At 71.0% G+C, this 26,986-nt stretch carries 21 protein-coding genes and 1 tRNA gene; 13 read left to right on the top strand and 9 right to left on the bottom strand.

Going from position 1 to position 26,986, the window contains the following annotated elements; translation table 11 throughout:
* Nucleotides 1–71: 71 nt before the first annotated feature.
* The 6 genes from ACFUJR_RS09285 (at nucleotide 72) to ACFUJR_RS09260 (ending at nucleotide 8,941) form a co-directional block, all read left to right on the top strand.
* On the top strand, nucleotides 72–3,998 hold the full coding sequence (locus ACFUJR_RS09285) for a Pls/PosA family non-ribosomal peptide synthetase (RefSeq protein ID WP_383163535.1): 3,927 nt from the start codon (nucleotides 72–74) through the stop codon (nucleotides 3,996–3,998).
* A 61-nt stretch (nucleotides 3,999–4,059) separates the two neighbouring features.
* A complete protein-coding gene (locus tag ACFUJR_RS09280; protein ID WP_383163612.1) occupies nucleotides 4,060–5,448 on the top strand; it encodes a M1 family metallopeptidase in 1,389 nt (462 codons plus the stop codon).
* A 277-nt stretch (nucleotides 5,449–5,725) separates the two neighbouring features.
* Nucleotides 5,726–6,592 carry a universal stress protein gene (locus ACFUJR_RS09275; RefSeq protein WP_383163537.1) on the top strand — a complete coding sequence of 289 codons (867 nt, stop codon included), beginning with the start codon at nucleotides 5,726–5,728 and terminating at the stop codon, nucleotides 6,590–6,592.
* Nucleotides 6,585–8,168: an AAA family ATPase gene (locus tag ACFUJR_RS09270; RefSeq protein ID WP_383163539.1), complete on the top strand. Its 1,584-nt coding sequence runs from the start codon at nucleotides 6,585–6,587 to the stop codon at nucleotides 8,166–8,168. Before ACFUJR_RS09275 ends, ACFUJR_RS09270 begins: the two co-directional genes overlap by 8 nt.
* A gap of 108 nt (nucleotides 8,169–8,276) precedes the next feature.
* Nucleotides 8,277–8,471, top strand: coding sequence for a hypothetical protein (locus tag ACFUJR_RS09265; protein ID WP_383163541.1), 195 nt, complete (start codon nucleotides 8,277–8,279; stop codon nucleotides 8,469–8,471).
* Between the two features lie 11 nt (nucleotides 8,472–8,482).
* A complete protein-coding gene (locus tag ACFUJR_RS09260) occupies nucleotides 8,483–8,941 on the top strand; it encodes a cyclic nucleotide-binding/CBS domain-containing protein (RefSeq protein WP_383163543.1) in 459 nt (152 codons plus the stop codon).
* Between the two features lie 205 nt (nucleotides 8,942–9,146).
* On the opposite strand, the gene ACFUJR_RS09255 is transcribed toward ACFUJR_RS09260, so the two are convergent.
* Entirely contained in the window at nucleotides 9,147–9,689 is a 543-nt protein-coding gene (locus tag ACFUJR_RS09255) for a flavodoxin domain-containing protein (protein ID WP_383163545.1), read from the bottom strand.
* A gap of 584 nt (nucleotides 9,690–10,273) precedes the next feature.
* On the opposite strand from ACFUJR_RS09255, the gene ACFUJR_RS09250 reads away from it, so the two are divergent.
* Nucleotides 10,274–11,611, top strand: a complete 1,338-nt coding sequence (locus ACFUJR_RS09250; RefSeq protein ID WP_383163547.1) for a nicotinate phosphoribosyltransferase — start codon at nucleotides 10,274–10,276, stop codon at nucleotides 11,609–11,611.
* Nucleotides 11,608–12,195, top strand: coding sequence for a CBS domain-containing protein (locus ACFUJR_RS09245; protein ID WP_383163549.1), 588 nt, complete (start codon nucleotides 11,608–11,610; stop codon nucleotides 12,193–12,195). The genes ACFUJR_RS09250 and ACFUJR_RS09245 overlap by 4 nt, the downstream gene beginning before the upstream one ends.
* 53 nt (nucleotides 12,196–12,248) lie before the next feature.
* Here the strand turns inward: ACFUJR_RS09245 and ACFUJR_RS09240 are convergent, their stop codons facing one another.
* Nucleotides 12,249–12,539 (bottom strand): DUF1540 domain-containing protein, encoded by a 291-nt coding sequence (locus ACFUJR_RS09240; RefSeq protein ID WP_383163551.1) that lies wholly within the window; start codon nucleotides 12,537–12,539, stop codon nucleotides 12,249–12,251.
* Between the two features lie 722 nt (nucleotides 12,540–13,261).
* Here ACFUJR_RS09240 and ACFUJR_RS09235 point away from each other — a divergent pair.
* Nucleotides 13,262–15,838, top strand: a complete 2,577-nt coding sequence (locus ACFUJR_RS09235) for a SpoIIE family protein phosphatase (protein WP_383163553.1) — start codon at nucleotides 13,262–13,264, stop codon at nucleotides 15,836–15,838.
* A gap of 30 nt (nucleotides 15,839–15,868) precedes the next feature.
* Here the strand turns inward: ACFUJR_RS09235 and ACFUJR_RS09230 are convergent, their stop codons facing one another.
* From ACFUJR_RS09230 to ACFUJR_RS09210, 5 genes are all read right to left on the bottom strand, one after another.
* Nucleotides 15,869–16,072 (bottom strand): hypothetical protein, encoded by a 204-nt coding sequence (locus tag ACFUJR_RS09230; RefSeq protein ID WP_383163555.1) that lies wholly within the window; start codon nucleotides 16,070–16,072, stop codon nucleotides 15,869–15,871.
* Between the two features lie 49 nt (nucleotides 16,073–16,121).
* Nucleotides 16,122–17,225, bottom strand: coding sequence for a TerC family protein (locus ACFUJR_RS09225; RefSeq protein ID WP_383163557.1), 1,104 nt, complete (start codon nucleotides 17,223–17,225; stop codon nucleotides 16,122–16,124).
* Between the two features lie 346 nt (nucleotides 17,226–17,571).
* The gene (locus tag ACFUJR_RS09220) at nucleotides 17,572–18,834 is read right to left on the bottom strand and encodes an acyltransferase (protein ID WP_383163559.1); all 1,263 of its coding nucleotides are present in this window, start codon (nucleotides 18,832–18,834) and stop codon (nucleotides 17,572–17,574) included.
* A gap of 2 nt (nucleotides 18,835–18,836) precedes the next feature.
* Nucleotides 18,837–20,924 carry a bifunctional polysaccharide deacetylase/glycosyltransferase family 2 protein gene (locus tag ACFUJR_RS09215; protein ID WP_383163614.1) on the bottom strand — a complete coding sequence of 696 codons (2,088 nt, stop codon included), beginning with the start codon at nucleotides 20,922–20,924 and terminating at the stop codon, nucleotides 18,837–18,839.
* Between the two features lie 217 nt (nucleotides 20,925–21,141).
* Nucleotides 21,142–21,378 (bottom strand): hypothetical protein, encoded by a 237-nt coding sequence (locus ACFUJR_RS09210; protein WP_383163561.1) that lies wholly within the window; start codon nucleotides 21,376–21,378, stop codon nucleotides 21,142–21,144.
* A 349-nt stretch (nucleotides 21,379–21,727) separates the two neighbouring features.
* On the opposite strand from ACFUJR_RS09210, the gene ACFUJR_RS09205 reads away from it, so the two are divergent.
* Nucleotides 21,728–22,678, top strand: coding sequence for a glycoside hydrolase family 16 protein (locus tag ACFUJR_RS09205; RefSeq protein WP_383163563.1), 951 nt, complete (start codon nucleotides 21,728–21,730; stop codon nucleotides 22,676–22,678).
* A 383-nt stretch (nucleotides 22,679–23,061) separates the two neighbouring features.
* Here the strand turns inward: ACFUJR_RS09205 and ACFUJR_RS09200 are convergent.
* Nucleotides 23,062–23,135 (bottom strand) — tRNA-Pro (locus tag ACFUJR_RS09200).
* A 127-nt stretch (nucleotides 23,136–23,262) separates the two neighbouring features.
* Between ACFUJR_RS09200 and ACFUJR_RS09195 the strand changes: the two genes are divergently transcribed.
* Together ACFUJR_RS09195 and ACFUJR_RS09190 are read left to right on the top strand one after the other, a co-directional pair.
* Nucleotides 23,263–23,949 carry a transketolase gene (locus ACFUJR_RS09195; RefSeq protein ID WP_383163565.1) on the top strand — a complete coding sequence of 229 codons (687 nt, stop codon included), beginning with the start codon at nucleotides 23,263–23,265 and terminating at the stop codon, nucleotides 23,947–23,949.
* Between the two features lie 23 nt (nucleotides 23,950–23,972).
* Entirely contained in the window at nucleotides 23,973–24,866 is an 894-nt protein-coding gene (locus ACFUJR_RS09190; RefSeq protein ID WP_383163567.1) for a transketolase family protein, read from the top strand.
* Between the two features lies 1 nt (nucleotide 24,867).
* Here ACFUJR_RS09190 and ACFUJR_RS09185 read toward each other — a convergent pair whose 3' ends face one another.
* Nucleotides 24,868–25,239 (bottom strand): MmcQ/YjbR family DNA-binding protein, encoded by a 372-nt coding sequence (locus ACFUJR_RS09185; protein ID WP_383163569.1) that lies wholly within the window; start codon nucleotides 25,237–25,239, stop codon nucleotides 24,868–24,870.
* Nucleotides 25,240–25,785: 546 nt separating this feature from the next.
* On the opposite strand from ACFUJR_RS09185, the gene ACFUJR_RS09180 reads away from it, so the two are divergent.
* A complete protein-coding gene (locus tag ACFUJR_RS09180) occupies nucleotides 25,786–26,985 on the top strand; it encodes an acyl-CoA dehydrogenase family protein (protein WP_383163571.1) in 1,200 nt (399 codons plus the stop codon).
* Nucleotide 26,986: the final 1 nt, after the last annotated feature.

The raw sequence follows: 26,986 nt of genomic DNA, 5'->3' as shown, positions 1-26,986 counted from the left end.
AGGGAACAACCTGGGCAGACCCGGGCTCCCCCGGCTACCCGGACGTTGCCGGGAACGAGACACGAGGTCCGATGGCAGCCACACCTGACCACGGTGAGACCGCTCTGCTCCACGACGAGGCCGCGCGGGAGGAGGAGACCGGCAAGTACGCCCGGTTCTCCGCCGGACCCGCGGCCCCGGTGCGCACCCTCGTCGACATCTTCGAGGCATCCGTACGGGCCCACCCCGACGAGCTCGCCCTCGACGACGGCAGCACCCGGCTGACCTACCGTGCGCTGGCGGCCGAGGTCGAGCGCCGGCGGCGCGCCCTGGTGGCCGCCGGGGTGGGGCTCGGCGACCGGGTCGGGGTCCGCGTGCCCTCCGGGACCAACGAGCTGTACGTGGCCGTCCTCGCCGTCCTCGCCGCGGGCGCCGCCTATGTGCCGGTCGACGCCGAGGACCCGGACGAGCGGGCCGAGCTGGTCTTCGGTGAGGCCGGGGTACGCGCCGTCGTCGGCGCCGAGCGGCACGTCGACGTCGTCGCACACCACACGACCGTCCCGGTGGGAGCGGCCGTTCCCCCCGCCGCCACCCGCCCCAGCCCCGAGCACGACGCCTGGATCATCTTCACGTCCGGTTCCACGGGCAAGCCCAAGGGCGTCGCCGTCAGCCACCGCAGCGCCGCCGCCTTCGTGGACGCCGAAGCCGCGCTCTTCCTGGTCGAGGAGCCGATCGGCCCCGGGGACCGGGTCATGGCGGGACTCTCCGTCGCCTTCGACGCCTCCTGCGAGGAGATGTGGCTGGCCTGGCGCTACGGCGCCTGCCTCGTCCCCGTCCCCCGCTCCCAGGTCCGCAGCGGCGCCGACCTCGGCCCCTGGCTGGTGGAGCAGGAGATCACCGTGGTCTCCACCGTGCCGACCCTGGCCGCGCTCTGGGAGCCGGAGACCCTCGACGAGGTCCGGCTGCTGATCTTCGGTGGCGAGGCCTGCCCTCCCGAGCTGACCCAGCGCCTGGTCACCGAGGGCCGCGAGGTCTGGAACACGTACGGCCCCACCGAGGCCACCGTCGTCGCCTGCGCCTCCCTCCTGACCGGGGAGGAGCCCGTCCGGATCGGTCTGCCGCTCAACGGCTGGGAGCTGGCCGTGGTCGACGAGTCCGGCGAGCCGGTGCCGATGGGCGGCAGCGGTCAGCTGGTGATCGGCGGCGTCGGGCTCGCCCGCTACCTCGACCCCGAGAAGGACGCCGAGAAGTACGCCCCGCTGGACTCCCTGGGCTGGGAACGCGCGTACCGCAGCGGCGACCTCGTCCGTGCCGAGCAGGAGGGGCTGGTCTTCCTCGGCCGTGGCGACGAGCAGATCAAGCTCGGTGGCCGCCGCATCGAGCTGGGCGAGGTGGACGCCGCACTGCAGGCCCTGCCCGGCGTCGCCGGCGCGGCCGCCGCCGTCCGCACCGCACGCAGCGGCAACCAGCTGCTCGTCGGCTACCTGGTCGCCCAGGACGGCTGGGACCACGCGGCGGCGGTCGAGCGGCTGCGTGCCGAACTCCCCGCCGCGCTCGTACCGCTGCTGGCTCCCGTGTCCGAGCTGCCCACCCGTACGTCGGGCAAGGTGGACCGGGACGCGCTGCCCTGGCCCCTGCCCGACCTGGAGACCACCGGTCCCACCGAGCAGTTGTACGGAACCGAGGCCTGGCTCGCCGAGCAGTGGAGCGAGACGCTCGGCGTGGCCGTCACGAACCCGGCCGACGACTTCTTCGCGATCGGCGGCAACAGTCTCGCCGCCGCGCAGCTCACCACCCGGCTGCGCACCCGCTATCCGAGCGCGGCCGTCGTCGACGTCTACCAGCAGCCGACCCTGCGCAAGCTGGCCCGGCGCCTGGAGAAGTCCGTCCAGGACGACGGCGCCGCCCGGACCGTCGAACCGGTCCCCCTCCGGTCCGGGATCGTGCAGACCGTCCTGCTCCTCCCGCTCTTCACGATGACCGGGCTCCGCTGGTCGGTGGCGCTTCTCGCCCTGGGCAACGTCCTGCGGTGGTTCGGGTCCTACCCGTGGGCGCCGACCGCCTCGTGGTGGCTCGTCGCCGCCGGTGCGGCGCTGCTCTTCAGCCCTCCCGGCCGGGTCGCGATCGCGGCGGGCGGCGCCCGCCTGCTGCTGCGCGGGGTGAAGGCGGGACGCCATCCACGCGGCGGCAGCGTCCATCTGCGGCTGTGGACGGCCGAGCGCCTCGCCGAGTGCGTCGGCGCTACATCGCTCACCGGCTCCTGGCTGGAGCGTTACGCACGGGCGCTCGGCGCCAAGGTCGGCCCCGACGTAGACCTCCACTCGCTGCCGCCCGTCACGGGGATGCTCAAGCTCGGCCGCGGCTGCGCCGTGGAGTCCGAGGTGGACCTCTCCGGCTACTGGCTGGACGGCGACCGGCTCGAGATCGGCCCGGTCAAGGTCGGCGCGGGCGCGGTGGTCGGCACCCGCAGCATGCTCTTCCCCGGTGCGCGGGTCGGCAAGCGGGCCGAGGTGGCCCCGGGGTCCGCCGTGGCCGGACAGATCCCGACGGGGCAGCGCTGGGCCGGAGCGCCCGCGGGCAAGCTCGGCAAGGCGAAGCGGAACTGGCCCAAGGAGCGGCCGGTGCGCGCGCTGCGCTGGCGTGCCACGTACGGCGTGACCGGATTCCTCCTCACGGCTCTGCCCGTGCTCGCCGCGCTGCCGGCCCTGCTCGTCGTGAGCCGCTTCGTACCGTCCGGCGCCGGGCTCGCCCAGGCACTGCCGGGGGCGCTGCTCGCCGTGGTGCCCGGTGCGCTCGCCTACGGGTTCGCTTACGCGTCGCTGGTGCTGGTCTCGGTACGGCTGCTCAGCCTGGGCCTGCGTACCGGAAGCCATCCGACGCACAGCCGGGTCGCCTGGCAGGCATGGACCGTCAGCCAGCTGATGGACCTGGCGCGGGAGACGCTCTTCCCCCTCTACGCCGGGCTGATCACCCCGGTCTGGCTGCGGCTGCTCGGGATGAGGATCGGCCGGGGCGCGGAGGTGTCGACGGTGCTCGCGCTGCCCAGCCTCACCACCGTCGGCGAGGGCGCGTTCCTCGCCGACGACACCCTGACCGCCCCATACGAGCTGGGCGGCGGCTGGGTACGGATCGGTCACTCCGAGATCGGGCGCCGGGCGTTCCTCGGCAACTCCGGCATGACCGCGCCGGGCCGCACGGTGCCCGACGACGGCCTGGTCGGCGTGTTGTCGGCGACGCCGAAGAAGGCCAAGAAGGGCAGCTCGTACCTGGGGCTGCCGCCGGTGAGGCTGCCGCGGGCCGCCGCCGACTCCGACCGGAGCAGGACGTACGACCCGCCGGCGCGCCTGCTGTGGGCACGCGGTCTGGTGGAGCTGTGCCGACTCGTGCCGGTGTTCTGCTCGGCCGCCCTGGCGGTGCTGACGGTGGCGGCGCTCTGCGCCCTGGCCACCACGGCTCTGGGGGTCTGGGGTACCGCGCTGGTGGCCGGGGCTGTCCTCCTCGCCGCCGGTGCGGCCGCGTGTCTGGTCTCGGTGGCGGCCAAGTGGCTGCTGGTGGGCCGGCACCGGACGGGCGAGCACCCGCTCTGGTGCGGCTTCGTGTGGCGCAACGAACTGGCCGACACCTTCGTCGAGGTGCTGGCCGTGCCGTGGCTGGTCGGATCGGTGCCGGGAACGCCGCTGACGGCCCTCTGGCTGCGCGGGCTCGGGGCACGGATCGGCCGGGGTGTGTGGTGCGAGAGCTACTGGCTGCCCGAGACGGACCTGGTCGTGCTGGGCGACGCGGTCAGTGTGAATCGCGGCTGTGTGTTGCAGACACACCTCTTCCACGACCGGATCTTGAGGACGGATACTGTGGTCCTCCGCGAGGGCGCCACCCTGGGCCCGGGTGGAATCGTCCTGCCCGGCAGTTCGGTCGGGGCCCGCAGCACGCTGGGGCCCGCCTCTCTCGTGATGGCCGGGGAATCCGTCCCCGCCGACACCCGCTGGCTGGGCAATCCGATCGAGGCGTGGCGGTCCTGAACGGGCAGCACGAGCACGGCACAGCACAGGGCAGGGAGCGGCAGTGAGCGGCGAGCGGACGATGGCATCGGACCCGTACTTTCCCGACCACGGCGACTCCCGGTACCGCGTGCATCGGTACGAACTCGCCCTGGAGTACCGTCCCGGCCCCAACCGGCTGGCCGGGACGGCCCGGCTCAGCGCCATAGTGGGGCGGGCCGCCCTCACCGAGTTCCATCTGAACCTGTCCGAGTTCAAGGTCGGCCGGATTCTCGTGAACGGCCGGGCGCCGCATTACACGCACCGGGGCGGCAGGCTCCGGGTCCGGCCGGCCAAGCCGCTGCCCGCCGGCGCTGCCTTCACGGTGGAGGTGCACTACGCGGGCAACCCCAAGCCGGTGCGCAGCCCCTGGGGCGGGCTCGGCTGGGAGGAGCTGACCGACGGCGCGCTGGTCGCCAGCCAGCCCGTCGGCGCGCCCTCCTGGTACCCCTGCAACGACCGGCCCGCCGACAAGGCCTCGTACCAGATCTCGGTCAACACGCCCTCCGCGTACACCGTGGTGGCGGGCGGCCGGCTGCTCACCCGTACGACCAAGGCCAGCACGACCACCTGGGTGTACGAGCAGTCCGCGCCCACCTCCAGCTACCTGGTCGGCCTCGTGATCGGCATGTACCAGACGGTGCTGCTGGGCGACCCCGGGCTCGGTGGTGTGCCGCAGAGCGCCCATGTGCCGGCGCATCTCCTGCCGCACTTCTCCCGCGACTTCGCCCGGCAGCCCGCCATGATGCAGCTGTTCGAGGAGCTCTTCGGGCCCTATCCGTTCGGCGAGTACGCGGTGGTCGTCGCCGACGAGGAGCTGGACGTCCCGGTGGAGGCCCAGGGCCTCTCCCTCTTCGGCGCCAACCATGTCGACGGCGCGCGCGGCTCCGAGCGCCTCGTCGCCCACGAGCTGGCGCACCAGTGGTTCGGCAACAGCGTCACCATCGCCGACTGGCGGCACATCTGGCTGAACGAGGGGCTGGCGAAGTACGCCGAGTGGCTCTGGTCGGAGCGCTCCGGCGGCCGTTCCGCCGCCGAACAGGCCGCACTCGCCCACCGGATGCTGACCGGGCTGCCCCAGGACCTGAAGCTGGCCGACCCCGGACGCAAGCTGATGTTCGACGACCGTCTGTACGAGCGCGGGGGTCTCACCGTGCACGCAGTCCGCTGCGCCCTGGGCGACACCGCCTTCTTCCGGATGCTGCGCGACTGGGCGACCTTGCACCGCAACGGCGTGGTGACGACCGCCGGCTTCACCGCCCATGTCGCCCGCTACGCGGACGGGCCGGTGGACGATCTGCTCACGGCCTGGCTGCACGAACCCGCCCTCCCGCCTCTGCCCTCCCCCGTGGGCTCCGCGTCGGTACCGGAGCGGCCCGCGTACCCGCCGACGAACGGCGGGTCCACCGACCGGGGCGGGGCCTCCGCGTAGCGGCCGCCGCGACGCCGCCATCCGGTGCCCGGAGCGGGACGCGTGCTCGTACGCCAGGACCGGCCGGCCTTCAGGACGATCCCCGACAGGAAGCTGCCCTGGGCATCTCCCGCGCGTGATCGTGGGCGTGCCTCCGAGCCGGGTCGCAACGCCGCCCCGCATGCGGGGCAGGACGATCTGCGGTACTCCTCGGAGATGAGGAACGGGAGCTTCGGCCGTCGGATCCCGACGTCCCCTGTCCGTCCTTCCGGTGTCGTACGAGACGGAGTCGATCGCCATGGAGCCAGTCGTCACGGTCGGCCTCGACGGCTCGCCCGAAAGCATGGCCGCGGCTCGCTGGGCCGCCGCCGAGGCCGAGCGCCGCAAGGTCACGCTGCGCCTGCTGCACGCCTGGCCCATGCTGGTGCCCGAACCGACCCATGTGCCGTCGGAGGTCGATCAGAACTACTGGGCGAACCGGCTCGTGCACCACGCGCAGGCGGAACTCCAGGCCCGCCACCCGGGCCTCCTGATCGTCGGCAACCTGGTCGCCGACGACGCGCAGAACGCTCTGCTGAAGGCGGCCTCGGAATCCGAGCTGACCGTGCTCGGCTCACTGGGTCTGACTCCCGCCGAGAGCTACTTCCTCGGCTCTGTCAGCACGGCGGTCGTGGCACGGGCCGCGCGGCCCGTTGTTCTGGTCCGCCCCGAGGGGCGCGGAGGGGGCCGGTCCCCCGCGGCTCGTGGCGTCGTGGTCGCGCTGAAACTGCACGGCCCCTGCGACGATCTGCTCGCCTTCGCCTTCGAGACCGCCGCAGCGCGCGGCGTGCCCCTCCAGGTCGTCCATGGCCGAAGCCTGCCGATCCATGCGCGCACTCCCTGGGGCGTGGATCACCACGTCACCAGGGAGATCACGGAGGATGCGCAGAAGCAGCTGGGTCAGGTCCTTCGCCCCTGGCGCGAGAAGTTCCCCGGTCTCGAGCCGGCCGACGCCGTCCGCCTCGAAAGCCCCGCAGAGGCTGTCGTGCGCGCCGCCGAGGGGGCCGAACTGCTTGTCGTCGGCCGCCGCAAGCATCTTCCCGCCCTCGCGCCTCGCCTCGGCCCCGTAGCCCATGCCGCCCTGCACCACGTGCGCTGCCCCGTCGCCGTCGTCCCCCATGACTGAGCCGCCCTACCCCGGGGAGCGGATCACCCCGGTACATCATGACGACGCGTCCGTGCTCCGGACGGGCGTCACCCCTGACCTCCACCCGCTCCCGCGGGCCGAGGTACGCGAGACCCATACCGCGGTCGTGTTCTTCCTCGGCGACCGCGCCTACAAGCTCAAGAAGCCGGTCGACCTGACGTTCCTGGACTACACGACCCTGGAGGCACGGCGGGCCGCGTGCGAGCGGGAAGTCGCTCTCAACCGTCGTTTCGCCCCCGACGTGTACGTGGGTGTGGGCGAGATCCGTGTCCCGCACGCGGACGCCCACGAACCTCTCGTGGTGATGCGCCGCATGCCGGCGCAGCGCCGCCTGTCTCGGCTCGTACGGGAAGGCGCGGCTGTCGACGACGCCCTGCGGTCGGTCGCCCGGCTGCTCGCCACCCTTCACGCGGGCGCGCCCCGCACCCCGGACGTGGACGCGCAGGGGACGCGGGACGCCCTGTCGTCGCGTTGGGAGGCGAGCTTCGCGCAGGTCCGTGCGCTGGCCGCGGACGGCGACGTCGCCTGGGGCGTGGAGGAGATCGAGCAGCTGGTCCGCCGCTATCTCGCCGGACGTGAGCAGTTGTTCGAGATGCGCATCGAGCAGGGCCGGATCGTCGACGGCCACGGCGACCTGCTCGCCGACGACATCTTCTGCCTCGACGACGGGCCCCGCGTCCTGGACTGCCTGGAGTTCGACGACCACCTGCGCTACGTCGACGGTCTCGACGACGCCGCCTTCCTCGCCATGGACCTGGAACAGCTCGACGCGCCGGACCTGGCGGCGTTCTTCCTCGCCCGGTACAGCGAGTACTCCGGCGATCCCGCACCGCCCTCGCTGCGGCATCACTACGTCGCCTACCGCGCCTTCGTCCGTGCCAAGGTCTCCCTCATCCAAGCCCGCCAAGGTGCGCCCGAGGCCGGGCTCGCCGCACGGCGACTGATCAGCACAGCCCTGCGTCACCTGCGCGCCTCCGCCGTCGGCCTGACCCTCGTGGGAGGACTCCCCGGCAGCGGAAAGTCCACCCTCTCCGGTGCGTTGGCCGACCGCCTGGGCGTCACACTGCTCAGCAGCGACCGCCTGCGCAAGGAACTCGCCGGCCTCCCGGCGGACCGGCCCGCTTCGGCCCCCTACGGCCAGGGCCTGTACACGCCCGAGTGGACCGCCACGACCTACGCGGCCCTGCTGGAACGCGCGGCCACCCTGCTGTCCCGCGGCGAGTCCGTGGTCCTCGACGCCACCTGGTCGAACGCCGGACAGCGCGAAGCCGCCCGGCGCGTAGCCGAACGAACCAGCGCCGCCCTCGTGGCCCTGCACTGCCGGGTGCCGGACGGGATGACGGCGGCCCGTCTGGAAAGCCGCGCCGCCGGACCGTCCGATGCCGACCTCGACGTGGCACTCGCCATGGCAGAGCGGGAGCCGCCGTGGACAGAAGCCGTCGCGGTCGACACCAGCGGTCCCCTGGAGGCCGCGGTCTCCCAGGCGCTGACGGCCGTACGCCCGCACGACACCGGCCCCCTCGTCTTCCGCCGCCCCTTCATGGAGCCGGACTAGCGCCGGAAGACACCGATGCGACCGACCCCGGCCAGACCCACAGCAGCACGACTGATCCCATCGACCGGGAGAGCCCGATCCCCCGGTCCCTCGCGAAAAGGAGACGTGATGACCGAGAACATCGCCCCGAACGAGCATGAGAGGCTTCGCATCCTTGAGGCTCAGGTGCAGGTCCTGGCGCAGGCTGTCAGAGCGCTGGCCGAAGGGCTGGAGGAGATCCCCTCGGAGGACGCCGACAGGGAGAGGCAGGCGGCTCGCGGCGCCCGGCTGGCACACGAACTGCTCCTGTCCCAGGGACTGTAGGAACCAGGCTGATGAAGGTCTCCGAAGCGATGAGCCATCCGGCGGTGTCCGTGCCCACGAGGACACCGCTGGGACGGGTCGCCCGGGAGATGGCCGAGTACGGGGTCGGTTCCGTGATGATCACCGAGGGCGACGCCCTCCGTGGCATCGTCACCGACCGCGACCTCGCCGTGGGCGCTCTCGCCAGGGGTCTCGACGCGGACGAGGTGATCGATTCGGTGATGACCTCGCCCGTCATCACGGTGGACGTCACCGATGACATCCATGTGGCCTACCGGACCTTCCGCAGGTCCGGGTTCCGTCGCCTCCCCGTCCTGGACGGTCACCGGGTCGTGGGCGTCCTGACTGTGGACGACATGCTCATCGACGTCTTCCAGCGGTTGGCCGACCTCCTGGGCCCGGTCGCCTGGAGCGTCCTCGAGGAACCCCCCGGGCCTCCTTCCACGGACCCCCGTCCACGCGGGGCCTGACGGCGAGGACGCCTGGTTGCTCGTCCCTTGACGCCCCCGGGAACGCGCGTCGGTTCCCGCCGTGCGACGCGGAACCGTGCTCACACGGGCCGGGCTGCGGCTGCCCGCCCGTACCGTGCCCTGGGCGTGGGCGGCGTCCTCGCGAGGGGCCGGGACGCCGTGCAGGGGGCAGCCGGCCCTCCGCGGGGAACGGCCGGGAAGGACGTCACCGCGCGGGACCGTGCGCGGGCAGCTCCCTGAGCTGTCCGGCGATGTCGTCAGCCCAGGCCTCGACCGCCGCCCAGTCCCGGTGGTCTCCGTATCGACAGCCGAGCAGACGGAAGAGCACGGCCCCTCTGCGGTCCAGGTGTTCGCGCCGGATCACGCCCGAGAACCGCCGGTGCTCCCGGGGACGGACGGCGTCGACGAGGGCGGCGATACGCGGCTGCACCGCACGGTCGGCCAGCAGGCGCAGCGGTCCGGGCAGAGCGGCGGACATGCCGACACTGAACATCCACACCGGCTGTTCACGCAACTGCTCGGTCCTGTCTCGGACGACGGCTTCCGCAGAGGGCAGCCAGGCCCCGTCATGAACGGCGCTCCCCATCACGAGCGCGTCGGCCTGCTGGGGCCACGGCCCGCCTGGGTCCGCGTCCAGCGGCCGCACCTCGACACGGTGACCGTGCGTTCTCAGCCGACCGCCGATCCGCGAGGCGATCTCCTGCGTGGAGTGATGCTCGGAGGCGTACAGGATCCGCACGGAAACCATGGCGCTTCCTCCGTGTCCGGTCCGGCTCGGGGCAGACTGGTGTGCATCGCCCGGACTTCCTGCGGCTCTTCCGTGATCGCCTCCTCGGTCGTACCGGGCGTGCACGCAGGGGCAGACGTCCCTCTTGCAGGATCGGCGTTTCCCGCGCCATCGGCATTGCGACAGGGGCAGCATGACCTGCTCCACCGTCACGGTGTGCCGTGTCGAGGACTGTCGCGTTCCCACAGGGGAAGGCACTCGACCGCACAGGGCGAGCGAGCCGCGCAGCTTCGTCATCCAGGGCGCCGCACACGCGAGCGACGCCCGCCGCCCGGCACCGTTCGGCCCCGGCCCGGGACCGTTCGGCCCTGTTCCGGGGACGGCGGCCACGCGGAAGGTGAGGAGTGGTGACCTCCGGTCCCGACCGAACCGACCGCCGGAGAGGGCGAACCGCCATGGCACTCCAGCGGTCGACGGAGCCGGATGGGCCGACCGCAGGAGGCACACCATGAACGCCCCGAGAGCGGCGCGACGTGAGCCGGGCGTGGATGGCGTGTGGGGCGGTGCCGTCCCGCAGCGTACGGAAAGGACGGGAGCTGAGTGGCGTGTCGAACGTGACGACCACCGACCTCTACGAGGTCACCATGGCCCTCTCCTACCTCCGCGAGGGCATGCGCTCACCTGCCACGTTCAGCCTCTTCGTACGGGATCTGCCGCCGGGTCGTGGATTCCTCGTCGCCGCCGGTCTGGAGCCCGCGCTCGACTATCTCTCGGGCTTCACGGTCGGCCCGGCGGACGTCAGGGACTTCGCCGAGGCGCTGCACCGCGGGGAACAGGATCTGCGCCCGCTCGTCGGGCTCCGGTTCGACGGAGAGGTGCGGGCCGTACCCGAGGGAACGATCGTCCTCGCCGACGAGCCGCTCCTGGAGGTGACCGCGCCGCTGCCGCAGGCACAGCTCGTCGAGACCTTCCTGCTGTCGCTGGTCTGCCACCAGACCGCCGTCGCCTCGAAGGCCGCTCGCTGTGTGCTCGCGGCCGGGGGTCGTCCCGTGATCGACTTCTCGCTGCGTCGCAGCCACGGTCCGCAGGCCGGCATGGTCTCGGCGCGGCTCGGGGCACTGGTGGGGTTCGCGGGCACGAGCAACGTGGCCGCGTCCGTCCGGTACGGGATCCCGGCGTCCGGCACGATGGCCCACTCGTACGTCGAGGCGTTCCCGAGCGAACTCGACGCCTTCCGGGCCTTCGCCCGGGCGCACCCCGGGCCCGTCACGCTGCTCGTCGACACGTACGACACCGAGCGCGGCGTACGGACCGCCGCGCGTGTCCTGGATGAGCTGGGCGCTCCGGACGGATGCGCGATCCGTCTCGACAGCGGCGACCTCGGCATGCTCGCACGGCGCGCCCGCGCCCTCCTCGACGAGGCGGGACTGCCGCGGGTGCGGATCATCGCCAGCGGCGGACTCGACGAATACGCGGTCGACGCGCTCGTACGGTCCGGCGCACCGATCGACGTGTACGCCGTCGGCACGAAGGTGGGCGTTTCCGCCGACGCCCCGTACCTCGACGCCGCCTACAAGCTCGTCGCGTACGACGGACGGCCGGTCATGAAGCTGTCGTCCCACAAGGTCACCGCCCCCGCACCCAAGCAGGTCTTCCGCCGGCACGGCCTCCTGGACGTCATCGGGCTGCGTGACGAGCCGGCCCCGGCCGGGACGGAGCCGCTCCTGCGGACCGTGATGCGCGACGGCCGCAGGATCGGGCCACGCCCTTCGCTCGCCTCTGCCCGCACCCGTTTCGAGACGGACCTAGGACAGGCACCGGAGGCGGCGCGGCGCATCGACGCACCGCGGGCACCGACGGCCTCCGTGTCACCACGTCTGGCAGCCCTGACGGACGAGGTGAGGCAGCGCATCGCCACCACGACCGGGAGTGACCCGCCATGAGGCACCGCAGCGTCGCCGATCTGATGACCCCCACGGCGGTGAGCGTCCGCCCCGACACCCCCCTCAAGGAGATCGCCCGGCTGCTCGACGAGTTCGACATCACCGCCGTATGCGTCGTCGACGAGGCGAACCACCCGCTCGGGGTGGTGTCCGAACGTGATCTCGTCCGCCACCAGGCGACGGGCGGCGGAGGGAACAGCGCCGGCGAACTGATGTCGAGTCCGGCCGTGCCGGCCCGGCCGGAGTGGAACGTGGTGCGCGCGGCCCGGGTGATGGACCGGCGGGGCATCAAGCGGCTGCCGGTCGTGGACGAGGAGGGCGTGGTCGTGGGAGTACTCAGCCGCAGCGACCTGATCCAGCTCTTCCTCCGCCGCGATCACGCGATCCAGGAGGAGATCGTCGAGGACGTCCTCGCCCGCACACTGCGCCTGGCCCCTTCCTCCGTGAACGTCGATGTCGCCGAGGGCGTCGTGACCCTCAGCGGCACCCTGCCCCGACGCAGCCGGGCACCGGTGGTCGTGCGGCTGTGCGGCAGCGTGGACGGCGTCGTGAGCGTCGTCGACAGGCTCCGCCACGACGATTGACCGTTCCGCGCCCCCCCACGGAACCACGCCCCATCGACGGCCATGCCGCAGGCTCAGGCGGGTGCGTAGGTCAGGCAGTCGACATCGGTCTGCCGGTAGCCGACGGTGATGCCCGGGGCACGGCATTCGAGGTCGGCGTTGTGCCGGCAGTCGGACATCTTGCAGGCACCGACACGGCCGGTGGCGGTCGGGTCTCCGCCCTTGGACGGTGCGGTGAGGAAGGTGTCGCAGTGTGCGTGCCCGGGCCCGGGGTCTCCCACGGTGATGGCCAGGGCGTGGCAGGCGTGATCCCGGTTGTAGGCGCAGTCCTCGACCGCGCACTCGTTCACGACAGGCATGTCCATGATGGCGTCCTTCTGGTTCGCGTCTCGTCCCGCTCGTCGGGGGTGAGCTGCAGGTGAGCGGCTTCAGCGCCGCTCACCTGCCTGTGTCGAGCGTGACCGCACATGGCGTCGGCGGCCAGCGGGCTTCCACCGGTCGGCGCAATCCGCTGCCGGCCGCCGGGGCCCCGCGTTCATGGGGAACACGTCGGACGGACCACGACCTCCCGTGCGGACACCTGTGCGCCGTCGCACCAAGGGCCATCACTGCTGTGGCGGTGCCGGGCCGTCTGACCCCGCCCGGCAGCCGGGCGGGGTCGCGAGGACGTCGTACGGGACGGTCGGGACCGGTGCGCGCTCCGGACCCGAGATGACGCACCGCGAGCGGTTTCCACGGCTGGGGCGCGTCGTCCCGGCGGACGCCCGCCTCTGGGCGGTGATCAAGATCGCTCGTCATCACACCCGACCTGGGAGGACCCGGCCGCGACCGTCGTGGCGGCCCGCGCGCTCGGGGTCGGTGGCCTCGTCTTCCAGATCCTGGACCAACGCCCTCTCCCAGACCCACCGGGACGGGGACCTTGTGTCGTGGGACTGATGCGTACAGTGCATGCCGGGAGCCAGGGCCGGGGGGGAGGTGTTACAACTGGGGTTGTGAGCCCGTCTCGTGTCTCGTGCCCGGCGTACCGGTGCGCTCGAACCTAGGCAGAAGATTCGGAAGCGTCGCCGGACAGGTCTTCGTCCTTCAGGTGGCGATCGTGGTGCTGCTCTCCGCCGGGGCCTTGCTGGCTCTGGTGCTGCAGTCGCGGTACGACATCGACCGCGAAGCACGCAACCGGTCGGTTTCCGTGGCCCAGACCTTCGCGAACTCCCTGGGCCTGCAGGAAGCGCTGAGCTCGCCGGACCCGTCCGCGGTCCTGCAGCCTCTCGCCGAGGAGACACGCAAGGACGCAGGCGTGGACTTCATCGTGGTGATGGACACCAACGGTATCCGCTACAGCCACCCCCAGCCCGAACGCATCGGCGAGCGGTTCGTCGGCACGATCGAGCCCTCGCTCGCCGGCCAGGTGCACACCGAGAGCGTCGACGGGCCGCTCGGCAAGGAGATCCAGGCGATCGTCCCGGTCACCTCGCCCGAGGGCGAGGTCGTCGCCCTGGTCTCGGCGGGTCTGACGGTGGAGAGCGTGACCGGCATCGCCGACCGTCAGCTTCCGGTCATCCTCCTGGCCATCGCCATCGGTCTGGCTCTGGCCACCGTCGGCTCGGCGCTGATCAGCCGAAGACTGCGCCGCCAGACCCACGGGCTCGGCACGCAGGAGATGACCCGCATGTACGAGCATCACGCCGCGGTGCTCCACGCCGTCCGTGAAGGGGTACTGATCACCGACGGCGACGGACGACTACTCCTGGCGAACGACGAGGCCGGACGGCTGCTCGGCCTGCCGGACGACGCCGAAGGACGCCCCGTCGACGAGGTCGGCATGGATCGCCGAATGGCGGAACTGCTGCTGTCCGGCCGGGTGGCCACCGACGAGGTGCTGGAGGCCGGGGACCGGCTGCTCGTGGTCAATCAGCGGCCCACCCGCCCACGGGGCGCGGCGGTCACCATCCGCGACTCCACCGAGATGCAGCTCCTGAGCAGCCGGGCGGAGTCGGCCCGCAGGCGGCTCAAGGTGCTCTACGACGCCGGAGGTGACATCGGCACCACCCTCGACGTCGTGCGCACCGCGGAGGAACTGGCCGACGTCGCCGTTCCCCAGTTCGCGGACTTCGTCACGGTCGACCTGGCCGACCCGGTACTCAAGGGCGACGAGCCCGGTCCAGGCGCCGACATGCGGCGCACCGCGGTCAGCGGCATCCGCGCCGATCACCCGCTGTACCCGCTCGGCAGCCTGATCGAATTCCTGCCGTCCACGCCGCAGGCCCGCGGATACGGCACGGGCACACCCGAACTCGTGCCCGATCTCCATGACGCGCCGGGCTGGCACGCCCAGGACGCGCCGCGGGCGTCGGCGATCGTCGACTACGGGATCCACTCGCTCATCGCGGCTCCGCTGAAGGCGAGGGGCGTCGTACTCGGGGTCGTCAACTTCTGGCGGTCGCAGAAGCCGGAGCCGTTCGACGAGGACGATCTGTCCCTGGCCGAGGAGCTCGTCGGCCGCGCCGCGGTCACCATGGACAACGCCCGCCGCTACACCCGCGAACACAATCTCGCCGTGACGCTCCAGCGCAGCCTGCTGCCGCAGGGTCTGCCCGAGCAGAGCGCCGTGGACGTCGCGCACTTCTACCAGCCCGCCCAGTCCGGAGTGGGCGGGGACTGGTTCGACGTGATCCCGCTGCCGGGCAGCCGTGTGGGGCTCGTCGTCGGAGACGTCGTCGGGCACGGTCTGCACGCCGCGGCCACCATGGGGCGGCTGCGCACGGCCGTGCACAACTTCTCCTCCCTGGACCTGCCGCCCGACGAACTCCTCGCCCGTCTCGACAACCTCGTCCAGCGCATGGACCAGGAAGGCGACAGCGCCGCCACGGACGGCGGGGTCCTGGGCGCGACCTGCCTGTACGCCGTCTACGACCCGGTCTCCCAGAACTGCACCATGGCACGGGCAGGACATATGCCACCGCTTGTGGTCGCCCCGGACGGCACGACGACGATCTCGGAACTGCCGGCCGGTCCGCCGCTGGGGCTGGGAGGCATGCCGTTCGAGAGCGTGGAACTGCGGCTGCCGGAAGGAAGTCAGCTCGTCCTGTACACCGACGGGCTGGTCGAGGAGCGGAGCCGGGACATCTCCGAGGGCCTGGAAAGGCTGCGCACGGCGCTGAGCCACCCCGGCCGGGACCCGCAGGCCAGCCTCCGCGCCGTACTCGACGCCCTGCTCCCCAGCCGGCCCTCCGACGACATCGCCCTGCTCATCGCCCGGACACGGACCCTGGGCCCCGACCGGGTCGCGGAATGGGACGTCCCGTTCGACCCGAGCGAGGTCGGCGCCGTACGCGGCCTCGCGGCCGAGCAACTCGAGGAGTGGGGCCTGCAGGAACTCGCCTTCACCACGGAACTGATCCTCAGCGAGCTCATCACCAACGCCATACGGTACGGCGCCGCGCCGGTTCGCGTTCGTCTGTTGCGCGATCGCACTCTGACCTGCGAGGTGTGGGACGGCAGCAGTACCGCCCCACACATGCGGTACGCCGCCACCATGGACGAGGGAGGCCGCGGACTGTTCCTGGTGGCGCAGCTCAGCGAGCACTGGGGCACCCGGTACACACCGGAAGGCAAGGTCATCTGGGCCGAACAGGTCCTGCCCGCAGCCGGCAGTTCCCTCCCCTAGAGCACGGTTCTGCCGCTGACCGGCAGGAAGCTACGGGTGGTGGTGAGGGTGGGGCTGGACCGGCTCCTCCAGATACTCGGGGCACTCGGGGTTGCGGCACGGGCCCGGCCCCCAGACCGGGACGAAGAGCCCGAGAGTCTTGTGGCGGCGCTTGACCACGGCGTCGACGTTCTGCTTGCAGACCGGGCAGAAAAGCTTGCCTTGCGGCCCGACCTCATGCTCCTTTTTACCCATTTTTTAACGATAGTCGTGCGGTGGGGATACCGGAAGCCGGTCCTGGCGGTCAACCGTCGTCGGGCGGGGTGAGTTCATCGCGAGGGTGTGGCTGGTCGTCGCCGGGTCCGGGGTCTCCGCCCGCCCGTGGGCGCGGGCCCTCCGTGGAGGCGGTGGCGTCGGGGTTCGGGCGGCTGGCGGACCGCCCGCGCTCCGGGTTCTCCGCGTTGGGCGGCGTGTTCGTGGCCGGAAGGCGCAGGCTGAAGACAACGGACGTGGCGAGGATGGCGGCGATGACCGCGAGGCTGACGGGGGAGGGGATCTCCGGGACCGCCGGGCTGATCATTTTGTGGGATGCCTGGAGGATCAGCTTGACGCCGATGAAGGAAAGGATGACCGCGAGCCCGGTGTTGAGGTAGTGGAAGCGGTCCAGCAGACCGGAGAGCATGAAGTACAGGGCCCGCAGGCCCAGGATGGCGAAGGCGTTGCTGGTGTAGACGATGAAGGCGTCGTCGCTGACCGCGAGGACGGCCGGGACGCTGTCGACGGCGAAGATCAGGTCGGCCGCCTCGATGGCCGCCACCACGGCGAGCAGCGGCGTGGCCACGCGCTTGCCTGCCTCCTTGACGAAGAACTTCGCTCCCGCGTACTCGTCCCGCACCGGGACGATCTTTCGCAGCGCCCGCACGGCGAAGCTCTTGCCCGGGTCGAAGGTGTCGTCCTCCTCTTTCAGCAGTTTGTAGGTGCTCCAGAAGAGGACGGCGGCGAAGACGAAGAGGATCGCCGTGAAACGGCTGACCACGGCCACGCCGAGGGACAGGAAGATCCCGCGGAAGACGAGGGCGCCGATGACGCCGAAGAACAGCACGCGGTGCTGGTAGGCACGGGGCACCTTGAAGTAGCCGAAGATCACGGCGAAGACGAAGAGGTTGTCGACCGACAGGCTCTTCTCCAGCAGCCAGGCCGTCGTGTACTCGGTACCGGCGGTCGTCCCGAGGACGAGGAAGACCACGGCGCCGAAGACGAGGGCCAGGCCCACCCACAGGCCGCTCCAGGCGGCTGCCTCCTTGAAGCCGATGATGTGCGCGGTGCGGTGGGCCAGCAGGTCCACCGCCAGCGACACGACCACCGTCGCGGCGAACGCCGCCCACAGCCAGAACGGGACATCGAGCACGCCGGCCACACTCCCCGCGGCCGGCGAAGGAGGGTCACCGGCCCTTCCTACGATTCTGCGGCACGGCGCGCCGCACCGCTGCCCTGGGGCGCGTGCCCGGCTCGTACGAGAAGCGGGGAGACAAGGAGCCCGCACCCCCGCGGGTCGTCGGCATCGACCCGGAGGACGAGGATCCGGTTCCGGTCAGGAACTCGGCCGCTACGGTGTCGGCGGGTTCGCGAACCGCAAGCTCGTCCGCAGCGCCGGCCGAGCGTCGGGCGTCAGGCTCCGCCCGGTGACCCACGGCACCGAATCGGTGGCGCGGGTCACTGCCGTTCCCGCACGTCTGCGGTTCGGGCGGTCCACGTCAGGCGCCGGCCCGGCGCCTGCCCCGCACACGGCGCGGGTACGGGAAGAGCCGCGGAGAGCGTTTCGCGGCCACGTCCTCGACCCAGCCGAAGGCCAGCACCAGCAGACCGGTCAGGGGGATCGCCACGATGAGCGGAAACCACTGGCTGCTCAGCAGCCACCGGAAGTGCTCGTAGAAGAAGCCGACGGACCAGAGGGGGTCGATCAGCGGGATGGCGGCGACCAACGCGGCCTGGTGCCAGAGGTAGACGCTGACAGCGCGTGAGTTGAGCAGGCTGACCAGGCCGTTCCAGCGCTCCAGCGGTCGGGGCCACTGCTCCCAGGAGGGACTGACGTGGAGCAGGATGGCGACGAAGCCGAAGGACCACAGGGCCTGGGCTATCGGCCAGCTCTCGATGTCGGTGTGCACGGTCGGATCGACCGGTCGGGTCTGGAGGTACCACCAGCCGGCCACCATGATCAGCGGCGCGACGGACGGCACGACGTACTGCGGGAGCTTCTTGAGCAGGCCCTCCTGGTGAGCCATGCCGAGGATCCAGCAGGAGCCGAAGGTGGCGAAGTCGCTGAGGTTCTCCCAGACCCGGCCGTAGAGGAACTCCTGGTCGATGAGGAACGTGTTCATGACGATCGCCAGTGCGAGCGGCGCGGACAGCGTGACCACCGGCATCCGGCGCAGGGCCCACAGCATCAGCGGTGACAGCAGGACGAACCAGAGGTACGCGCGGAGGTACCAGAGCGGGACGATGACCTGCACCGCCCAGCCCTGCCCCACGAGATGGTCGAAACCGTTCAGCGATTCGGCGTAGGGCGGAGTGCCCAGCGGCACGATCCAGAACAGCAGCTTGCCCCACCACCAGTTGGGGTGCCCCTCGGCGTCGGGCCCTCCGCCGTCGAGAAGCTGGGCGGTGAGCAGGATCGCGCCGAACAGCCACATCGGCGGCAGCAGTCGGCGCAGTCGGCCCCGGATGACGCCGAGTGCGGGCCGGTTGAGCGAACGGACCATCAGCGAACCGGCCAGCGCGAACATCACGCCCATGGACGGGAAGAGGACGGGCAGCCAGAACCAGCCGAAGTTGTGGTAGAACACCACGCGAACCAGCGCCAGGGCGCGCAGCAGGTCGAAATAGCGGTCCCGGCCGCCCTTGGCCCTGGACGGTGCCGTGGGGTCCGCCCCCGGCTCCTGCTTACCTTCCCGGCGCAGAACGGCAACGCGCAGCCGGAGGGTGTCCTGGGTGTCCACGGACTCGAAGGGTGCGGTCATGATCAGGCCTCCACCGGTGCGGCGACCTCGCCGGTGCGCCGGAGCTTCTGCCAGCGCAGTCGGCCACCGGTCAGCGCCGTGATCACGGACTGCAACAGGACGATGTACATGAGCTGCCGATAGACCAGCTGCTGGATCGGCAGGCTGATCAGGTGCAGGGGCTTCTCGCCGTCCAGCCGGAAGGCGTACCAGGACAGCAGGGCCTGGAGCAGGATGAAGCCGCCCCAGCTGGCGAGGGTGATCGGGGCGTCCGCGAACAGCACGCCGTACAGCAGGAACATGTCGACCAGCGGCGCGAGCAGCGGGGCGACCACGCCGAACAGCACGACGAGCGGCAGCCCGAGCCGGCCGAAGCGCCCGGCCGGACCGCGGGAGGTCACGGCGCGCCGGTGCTTCCACATCGCCTGCATGCTGCCGTAGCTCCAGCGGTATCGCTGAGACCAGAGCTGCTGAAGGCTGGCGGGGGCCTCGGTCCAGGCTCGGGCGCGCTCGGCGTAGACGATCCGCCAGCCGTCGCAGAGCACCGCCATGGTGATGTCGGTGTCCTCGGCGAGGGTGTCGTCGCTCATCCCACCGACCCGCCGCAGGGCTTCCTTGCGGAACGCGCCGACCGCGCCGGGGATGGTGGGTATGACGTTGAGCATGTCGTACATCCGGCGGTCCAGGTTGTGGCCGAGGACGTACTCGATGTGCTGCCAGGCGCCGATCAGGCTCTCCCGGTTGCCGACCTTGGCGTTGCCCGCGACCGCGCCGATCGCCCGGTCGCCGAAGGGCTGGACCAGCTCGCGCACCGTGGACGGCTCGAAGACGGTGTCGCCGTCCATCATCACGATGATGTCGTGCGACGCGGCCGCGATACCGGTGTTGAGCGCGGTGGACTTGCCGCCGTTGGCCTGGCGGATCAGCCGGACGAACGGCAGGGCCATCGCCTCCACGATGTCCGCCGTGCCGTCCGTGGAGCCGTCGTCGATGACGATGACCTCGATCGGATAGTCACTGGCGGCCAGCGAGTTGAGGGTGTTCGCGATGCACTCGCGTTCGTTGTAGGCCGGGACGAGGACGGTGACCGGCTCGGTGACGGGTGGTCCCCACGCGTCCCGCCGCCGGGAGCGCCGGGCGTGGAGCGGCGCGAGGACCAGCATCAGCGCGAACCGGCCGAAGTTGAGGAAGCCGACGACGGCCAGCAGCGCGACCAGCACCGGCAGGGTGAGCACGGCGGCCTGGCTGGCCCAGATGAAGCACTTGCCCGCCCACAGCTGGTAGCCGTGCACCGGCACGGTGGCGTCGGTGGCGCCGAGCGCCTCGGAGACCGTGGCGAAGCGGTACCCCTCGCCCTGGAGCTTCTCGATGATCTGCTCGAGCGCGGCGAGGGTCTCGGTGCGGTCGCCACCCGCGTCGTGCAGCAGGATCAGCTCGCCCGCGCCGGGCTTGCGCGGCATCGCCGCCTTGACGATCGCGTCGACGCCGGGGCGCTTCCAGTCCTCGGTGTCGCGGTCGATGAACGCCGTGAGGTAGCCGCGGGAACCCACGTGCTTGATCACCGGGTAGTTCCAGTTGTCGAGCGCCGAGGCGTCGGAGGAGTACGGCGGGCGGAACAGCGCGCTGTGGACGCCCGCGACGCCGGCCAGCGCCAGTTGGGTCTGCGCCAACTCCCAGCTGATCCGGGTTTCGGACTGGTACGCCAGATCGGCATGGGTGAAGGTGTGCACACCGATCTCGTGGCCCTCCGCGACGATCTGCCGGATCAGCTCCGGGTGGCGCGTGGTCATCGCGCCGGTCACGAAGAAGACCGCGTGGACGTCGTGGGCCGCGAGCACGTCCAGGATCTTCGGGGTCCACTCCGGCGAGGGACCGTCGTCGAAGCTCAGAACCACGGTGTGGTCGGGGATCCGGTAGCTCACCGGGCGCTCGTCCCCGTCGCCGCGCGCGTCGATGATCGGGCCGCCCTTGAGCAGGTTGGGCGGCACCCTCGTCTTGTCGACCGAGACCGCGATCCGGTCGTCGTGGAAGGCCTCGTTGGTGGCGAGGCCGCGCAGGACGAGGAGCGCGAGCAGGCAGGCCAGCAGGGACAGCGGCATGAAGAAGCGCAGCGGCGGCGCGGCCAGTCGGCGTGGTCTCAGCAGGGACTGCCGACGACGCTGGTGGCGGGACAAGGACGCTCCTGGAGATGGGTGGTGCGGACGATCAGGCACGCGACGCGGCCGGCCCGCAGGCGTTGCTCCGGGGGCACTGCGTTGCGGTATGTCGTGGAATGTCGCGACGTTCGGCGTGGAGGCCGAGCTTTTCGAGCGGGTTGGACCGCGCCCTCTACGGCCAGGAGGGAGACAGGGGGCCCCTGGTGGGCATGTACGCGGGCTTCGGCGGAATCTCCATCGCCGGGGCCTCCGACTGCACGCCGATCAGGCTGCCGCCCATGGCGACAGCCAGGATCGCGCCGACCACGGAGACCGGCCAGCCGAAGCGCCGGAACAGGCGGCTGCGCAGACCTGACTGGTCGACGAACACCGGTGCCGGAGCAGGCTCCTGGGGGCTGGATTCGGACACGCCGGACTGTGCCGGGTATGCCGGTCCACGCCTGAAGGATGTGGAGATTTGGCGCATCTGGTGTGGCCTTTTTGTGCAGGGACGTAGACGGCTGAATCGTAGAGCGCACCGTAGCGGAGGACTCTGATCGACTGGTGTGTGATATCCGCTTTTGACATGATCTGATCGAATGCCGTAACCGGATCGGTATGTCGACGAGCATGTCCCCACCCACGAACGGCCCGTCGGGCACACACGGCGAGGGTGGCTGGAACCTTTCGCTAGGATGACGGCTCAATTCATGTGATCAGCGTTCGCCCCCGTGCGCGGGGCGTGCCCAGACGTCGCCCCTGCGCCCCAAGGAGCCTGCGTGAGCCAGCCCCGCCGCACCTCTCGTCGCCGCGCGTGGACGGCGCTCACGCCGCCCGCCCTCCTGTGCGTACTCGCCGCGTGTTCCGCCGATCCCGCGGCCGGCGGGGGCGTCGACGACGCCGGGCCCGCGCGGAGTGCCTCGCCGACGCCCACCGGACCGCCGGGAACCCTGTTCGACAGCTTCAACTACACCGGCGCCGACGACCCTTCCCTCGCCGCGCACGGGTGGGCGATCCGTACCGGCGGGGGCGGCCCCGGGATCAAGGACACCTGGAGCGCCGACGGCGCCGCCTTCCCCGTCGACCCGACGGCCGAGGGGGGCAAGGTCCTACGACTCCGCTCCTCCACCGACGGCACCGAGCAGGGCACCACGCAGGTCGAGGTTCACACCACGAGCCGGAACTTCTTCACGGGAACCTTCGCCGCCCGGGTCCACCTCAGCGACAAGCCCACGAGCGGACGCGACGGCGACCACGTCGTCCAGGCCTTCTTCCCGATCTCCCCCTCGGACTCCTCGGAGAACTACAGCGAACTCGACTTCGAATACCTGCCGAACGGCGGCTGGGGTTCGGTGGGTCCGCAGCTCGACAACGTCAGCTGGTACAAGGCCGACCCGCCGGACCGGGTCCACAACACCCTCAAGCGGCGAATGGAGGGCTGGCACACCATGGTGATCACCGCCATGGACGGAAAGGTCACCTACTCCCTGAACGGCGAGGAGCTGTTCACCAGCTCCGGCAAGTACATCCCGCGCGAGCAGATGGACATCCACTTCAGCAACTGGCTCATCGACCTCCCCTTCACCGGCGGCCCGCGTACCTGGGACATGAAGGTCGACTGGGTCTACTACAAGGCCGACGAGGCCGTCTCCCCGGCGGACATCCAGAAGACGGTGGACGGCTTCCACAGCACCGGCACCGGCTACGTCAACACCGTCCCCAAGCCCTGACCCCACCCACCGCACGGCCGCCCCCGCTACGTGCCGCTCACCGAACGGGAGGTCACCTACCTCCTGGAGGACCGCAGGCGGACTTCACCCGCGATGTGCCCACCGAGTTCGGTCTCGCCGTGGGCGCGGCCATCGTTCTGCCGTCGCGAGCGGAAGCCTGGCCGGATCGGCCTTCCGGTGCGGGGCGGGAGGCACGGGTCACCCACCGCGACCCAGCAGGACTGAGCGGGCGCGGGCGGCCCCGCCCCACGGAGCGCACGTCGACCGAGTCAAGGTGCGCTCCGGTCGGTCACGTGCGCTGGCCCCCGACTGGTCCCCAGAAACGATCAAGGGGCTGTTTCAGATCTCTCTGAAACAGCCCCTTGATCTGCGACTCTTTCGAGTCGGGACGACAGGATTTGAACCTGCGACCCCTTGACCCCCAGTCAAGTGCGCTACCAAGCTGCGCCACGTCCCGATGCCCGTCTGACCTGGGGTTTCCCCGGGCCGAACGCGCATGAGAACAATACCGCACTTCCCCGGGTGGTCACGAACCGCTTTACGGAGTTGACCTCGACCAAGCTTGAGGTTGCACCGTATGTGCCATGACGACCACGGACGTCGACCGGCTTCACGGCCTCATGGGCCTGATGACCGGCGACGAGAAGCACTCGCCCGCCGCCACCTCCACCCTCGACGCGCTCTGGGTCCTCTACGACCAGGTGCTCCGCGTCTCACCCGAGAACGTCGGGCGCCCCGACCGGGATCGGTTCCTGCTCTCGAAGGGGCACGGGCCGATGGCGTACTACGCCGTCCTCGCCGCCAAGGGCTTCCTCACCGAAGAGCTGCTCACCGGCTTCGGCTCGTACGACTCACCCCTCGGACACCACCCCGACCGGACCCTCGTGCCGGGTGCCGAGATCGGCAGCGGGTCGCTGGGGCACGGGTTGCCGCTGGCCGTCGGGAGCGTGCTCGGGCTGCGGGCGCAAGGGCTCACCGAACCCCGCGTGTGGGTGCTCATCGGCGACGCCGAGCTGGACGAGGGCAGCAATCACGAGGCCATCGCCTACGCGGGGCCGGCCGGCCTGGAGCAGCTGCACACGCTGGTGATCGACAACAGCTCCGCCACCTACGACTGGCCAGGCGGGATCGCCTCGCGGTTCGAGGCCGCCGGATGGTCCGCCGAGACCGTCGACGGCCGTGATCACGGGGCGCTGTACGCCGCGTTCACCGCGCCCCACCCCGGACGTCCGCGCGCCGTCGTCGCCCGCGTCGAGCCCAAGAACGCCTGACCCCCTCCGAGGAGAACCACACCATGGACACGATGCGCGACCGCTTCATCTCGACCACCGGCCGACTCCTCGACGAGGACCCGCGCCTCGCGCTCGTCCTCGCCGAGATCAGCATGGACGGGTTCCGGCAGGCGCAGCGCCGTCATCCGCACCGCGTGATCAACGTCGGCATCCGGGAGCAGTTGCTGATCGGCGCGGGCGGTGGGCTGGCACTGACCGGGATGCGGCCCGTGCTGCACACCTTCGCGAGCTTCCTGGTCGAGCGCCCCTTCGAGCAGCTCAAGCTGGACTTCGGCCACCAGGGAGTGGGCGGCGTCCTGGTGAGCGCGGGCGCGTCGTACGACTGGCCGGCCGGCGGCCTGACCCATATGGCGCCCGGCGACGTGGCCCTGCTCGACACCCTCGACGGCTGGACGGTCCACGTCCCCGGCCATCCGGACGAGGCGGAGACGCTGCTGCGCCAGGCCGTCGAGGGCGACGACCTCGTCTACGTACGGCTCTCGCTGCAGTCCAACACCGCGCCCCGCCCGGTCACCCCCGGTTTCAGCACCGTCCGCGAGGGGCGCGACGGTGTCGTCGTCGCCGTCGGACCCATGCTGGACAACGTCCTGGCCGCGACCGAGAACCTGGACGTGACCGTCCTCTACGCCACCACCGTCCGCCCCTTCGACGCCGAGGCCCTGCGACGCGCGGTCGGCGCGGCGCGCCCGGACGTCGTCCTGGTCGAGCCGTACCTCGCCGGCACGTCGAGCGCCGCCGCCAACGACGCCCTCGACACCCTCCCCCACCGCGTCCTCGGGCTCGGTGTCGCCCGCCGCGAGCTGCGGAAGTACGGCACGATCGAGGAGCATCTGGCGGGCCACGGCCTCGACCCGGCCGGACTGCGCGAGCGCGTCACGGGCTTCCTCGGCCGTTGACTCAGCCCTGGTCCGGGGGCACGCCCACCTCCGGGTACTGATCCCGGAGGCTGCGCGGTGCCGCCTGGCGCCAGGAATCGGCCAGGATGGCGCGGAGCTCGTCCTCGTCGTCGAGGGCCCCGATCCGGACACGTACCCAGGCGTAGCCGTCGTCGTGGCCCTCGCGGACGAAGAACTTGGCGGGCTCGGACGCGAGGAGTTCCGCACGCTCCTCCTTGGGGCATTTCACCCCCATCGCCTGGTCGTCGTCGTCCAGCGACGCGAAGATCCTTCCGCCCGGGCCCGCGCGGAAGGTGGGCATGCCCCAGGCGAGCTTCTCGACCGCCCCGGGCAGCGAGAGCGCGACGCGGCGTACGTCGTCGGCAGTGGTCATACGACGACCGTACGACCCACCACTGACACCTACACCCGGGGCAGGGACGCACGGCGACACGCACACGGCGCGCCGCGGCGGCGCGTGCGCCTGTCACTCCCCGTCACACGCCACGGCGCTGCCTCGCACGACCGCGCGCCGCCTCCACCGCCGTCACGAGGGGGTGCGCCAGCGCCCCGGCCCCGGATTCCGGCGCCGTCCGGAATCGGCGCTTCCTCCGCGAGGCCGCCCCCATGGTGAACAGGTGGCACATGAGGTGATCCGACCTGCCTCACCGCCATATGACCGGCATTTTCTTGCCTTTGGCATGTGGCAGAAAGATGCCCAAGGGTATGCCCTGGTGACCCACCCGAACAGGCCAACTCCCCTGAGACACAGCCAGTTTCAAACGTCAACCACTCCGGTTTCAGACAAACTCGGTGGCAATATTGATCCGCTCAAGAAAGATCAACACCATGGAGTGTCGGCCTGTTCGGGACGGGGCCACTGCCGATGCACCACCTGCTCGAACAACCGAGCGAGCAGGCTTCGCAGGGGAGGTTTCGTATGGACAGCTACTTCAGCAGCCGACTCCATCATCAGCTCAGGGAAACCGTCCGGGACTTCGCCGAGCGTGAGGTACGACCGCGAATAGCGGAAATGGAATCATCACGCTCGGTGCACCACGAACTGTCGCGACTCATCTGCGACCAAGGCTGGCTGGGTGCCACGATCAGCCAGGAATACGGCGGAATGGGCGCCGGACATCTGGCCAAAACCATTATCATCGAGGAACTCTCCCGGGTCAGCGGCGCCATGGGTGCCATGGTCCAGGCCTCACAGCTCGGCACGGCCAAGATCGTCCACTTCGGCAGCGACGACCAGCGCAAGACCTGGCTTCCCGCCATCTCCGCCGGCGAGTGCCTCCCGACCATCGCGGTCACCGAACCCGAGTCGGGCGGGCACGTCCTCGGCATGACGGCCGACGCGGTCCGTGACGGCGACGACTACATCCTGAACGGCAGCAAGGTGTTCGTCGGCAACAGCCATGTCGGCGATCTGCATGGCGTCGTGGTCAGGACCGGCCCCGGATCGAGAGGTCTCACGGCCTTCCTGGTCGAGTCCGACCGCCCCGGCTTCCGGCTCGGACCCCAGCAGCAGGCCATGGGGTTGCACGGCTTCAGCTTCGGTGAGCTCATCTTCGAGAACTGCCGGGTGCCGGCGGCCAACCGGCTCGGCGACGAGGGCGACGGCCTCGCCGTCGCGTACTCCTCCAGCGTCCTGTACGGCAGGGCCAACCTGACCGCCGTCTCGCTCGGCATCCACCAGGCGATCCTGGAGGAGACGACCAGGTTCTGCGCGGAGCGCCACCGCTACGGCAAGCCCCTGCACCAGCTGCCCACGGTCAAGCTGAAGCTCGGTCAGATGCAGTCCCGGCTGATGACGGCCCGGCTCGCCGCGTATCACGCCGTACATCTCCTCGACCAAGGCCTGTCCTGTGACGCCGAGCTGATGAACGCGAAGCTGGTCAACGTCGAGTCGGCGATCGACTCCGGCCGCAGCGCGATGGAGATCCACGCGGCGGCAGGCCTCTTCACCAACCGTCCGATCGAACGCTACCTCCGCGACGCGCACCACATCTTCGCCCCGGCCGGCACCTCCGACATCCAGCTGCTCCGGCTCGCCGAGGTGGCCCTCGGCCAGGACAAGGGCAGTTGGTCCGAGAAGCTCGCGGACCTCCTCAGGCTGGAGCCCGTACATGCCTGAA

Origin of the sequence: Streptomyces sp. NPDC057271, from assembly GCF_042668715.1 — a bacterium.
GTDB lineage: Bacteria > Actinomycetota > Actinomycetes > Streptomycetales > Streptomycetaceae > Streptomyces.
The sequence above is the reverse complement of the archived record's forward strand: the minus strand, read 5'-3'. Positions and strand labels throughout refer to the sequence as shown.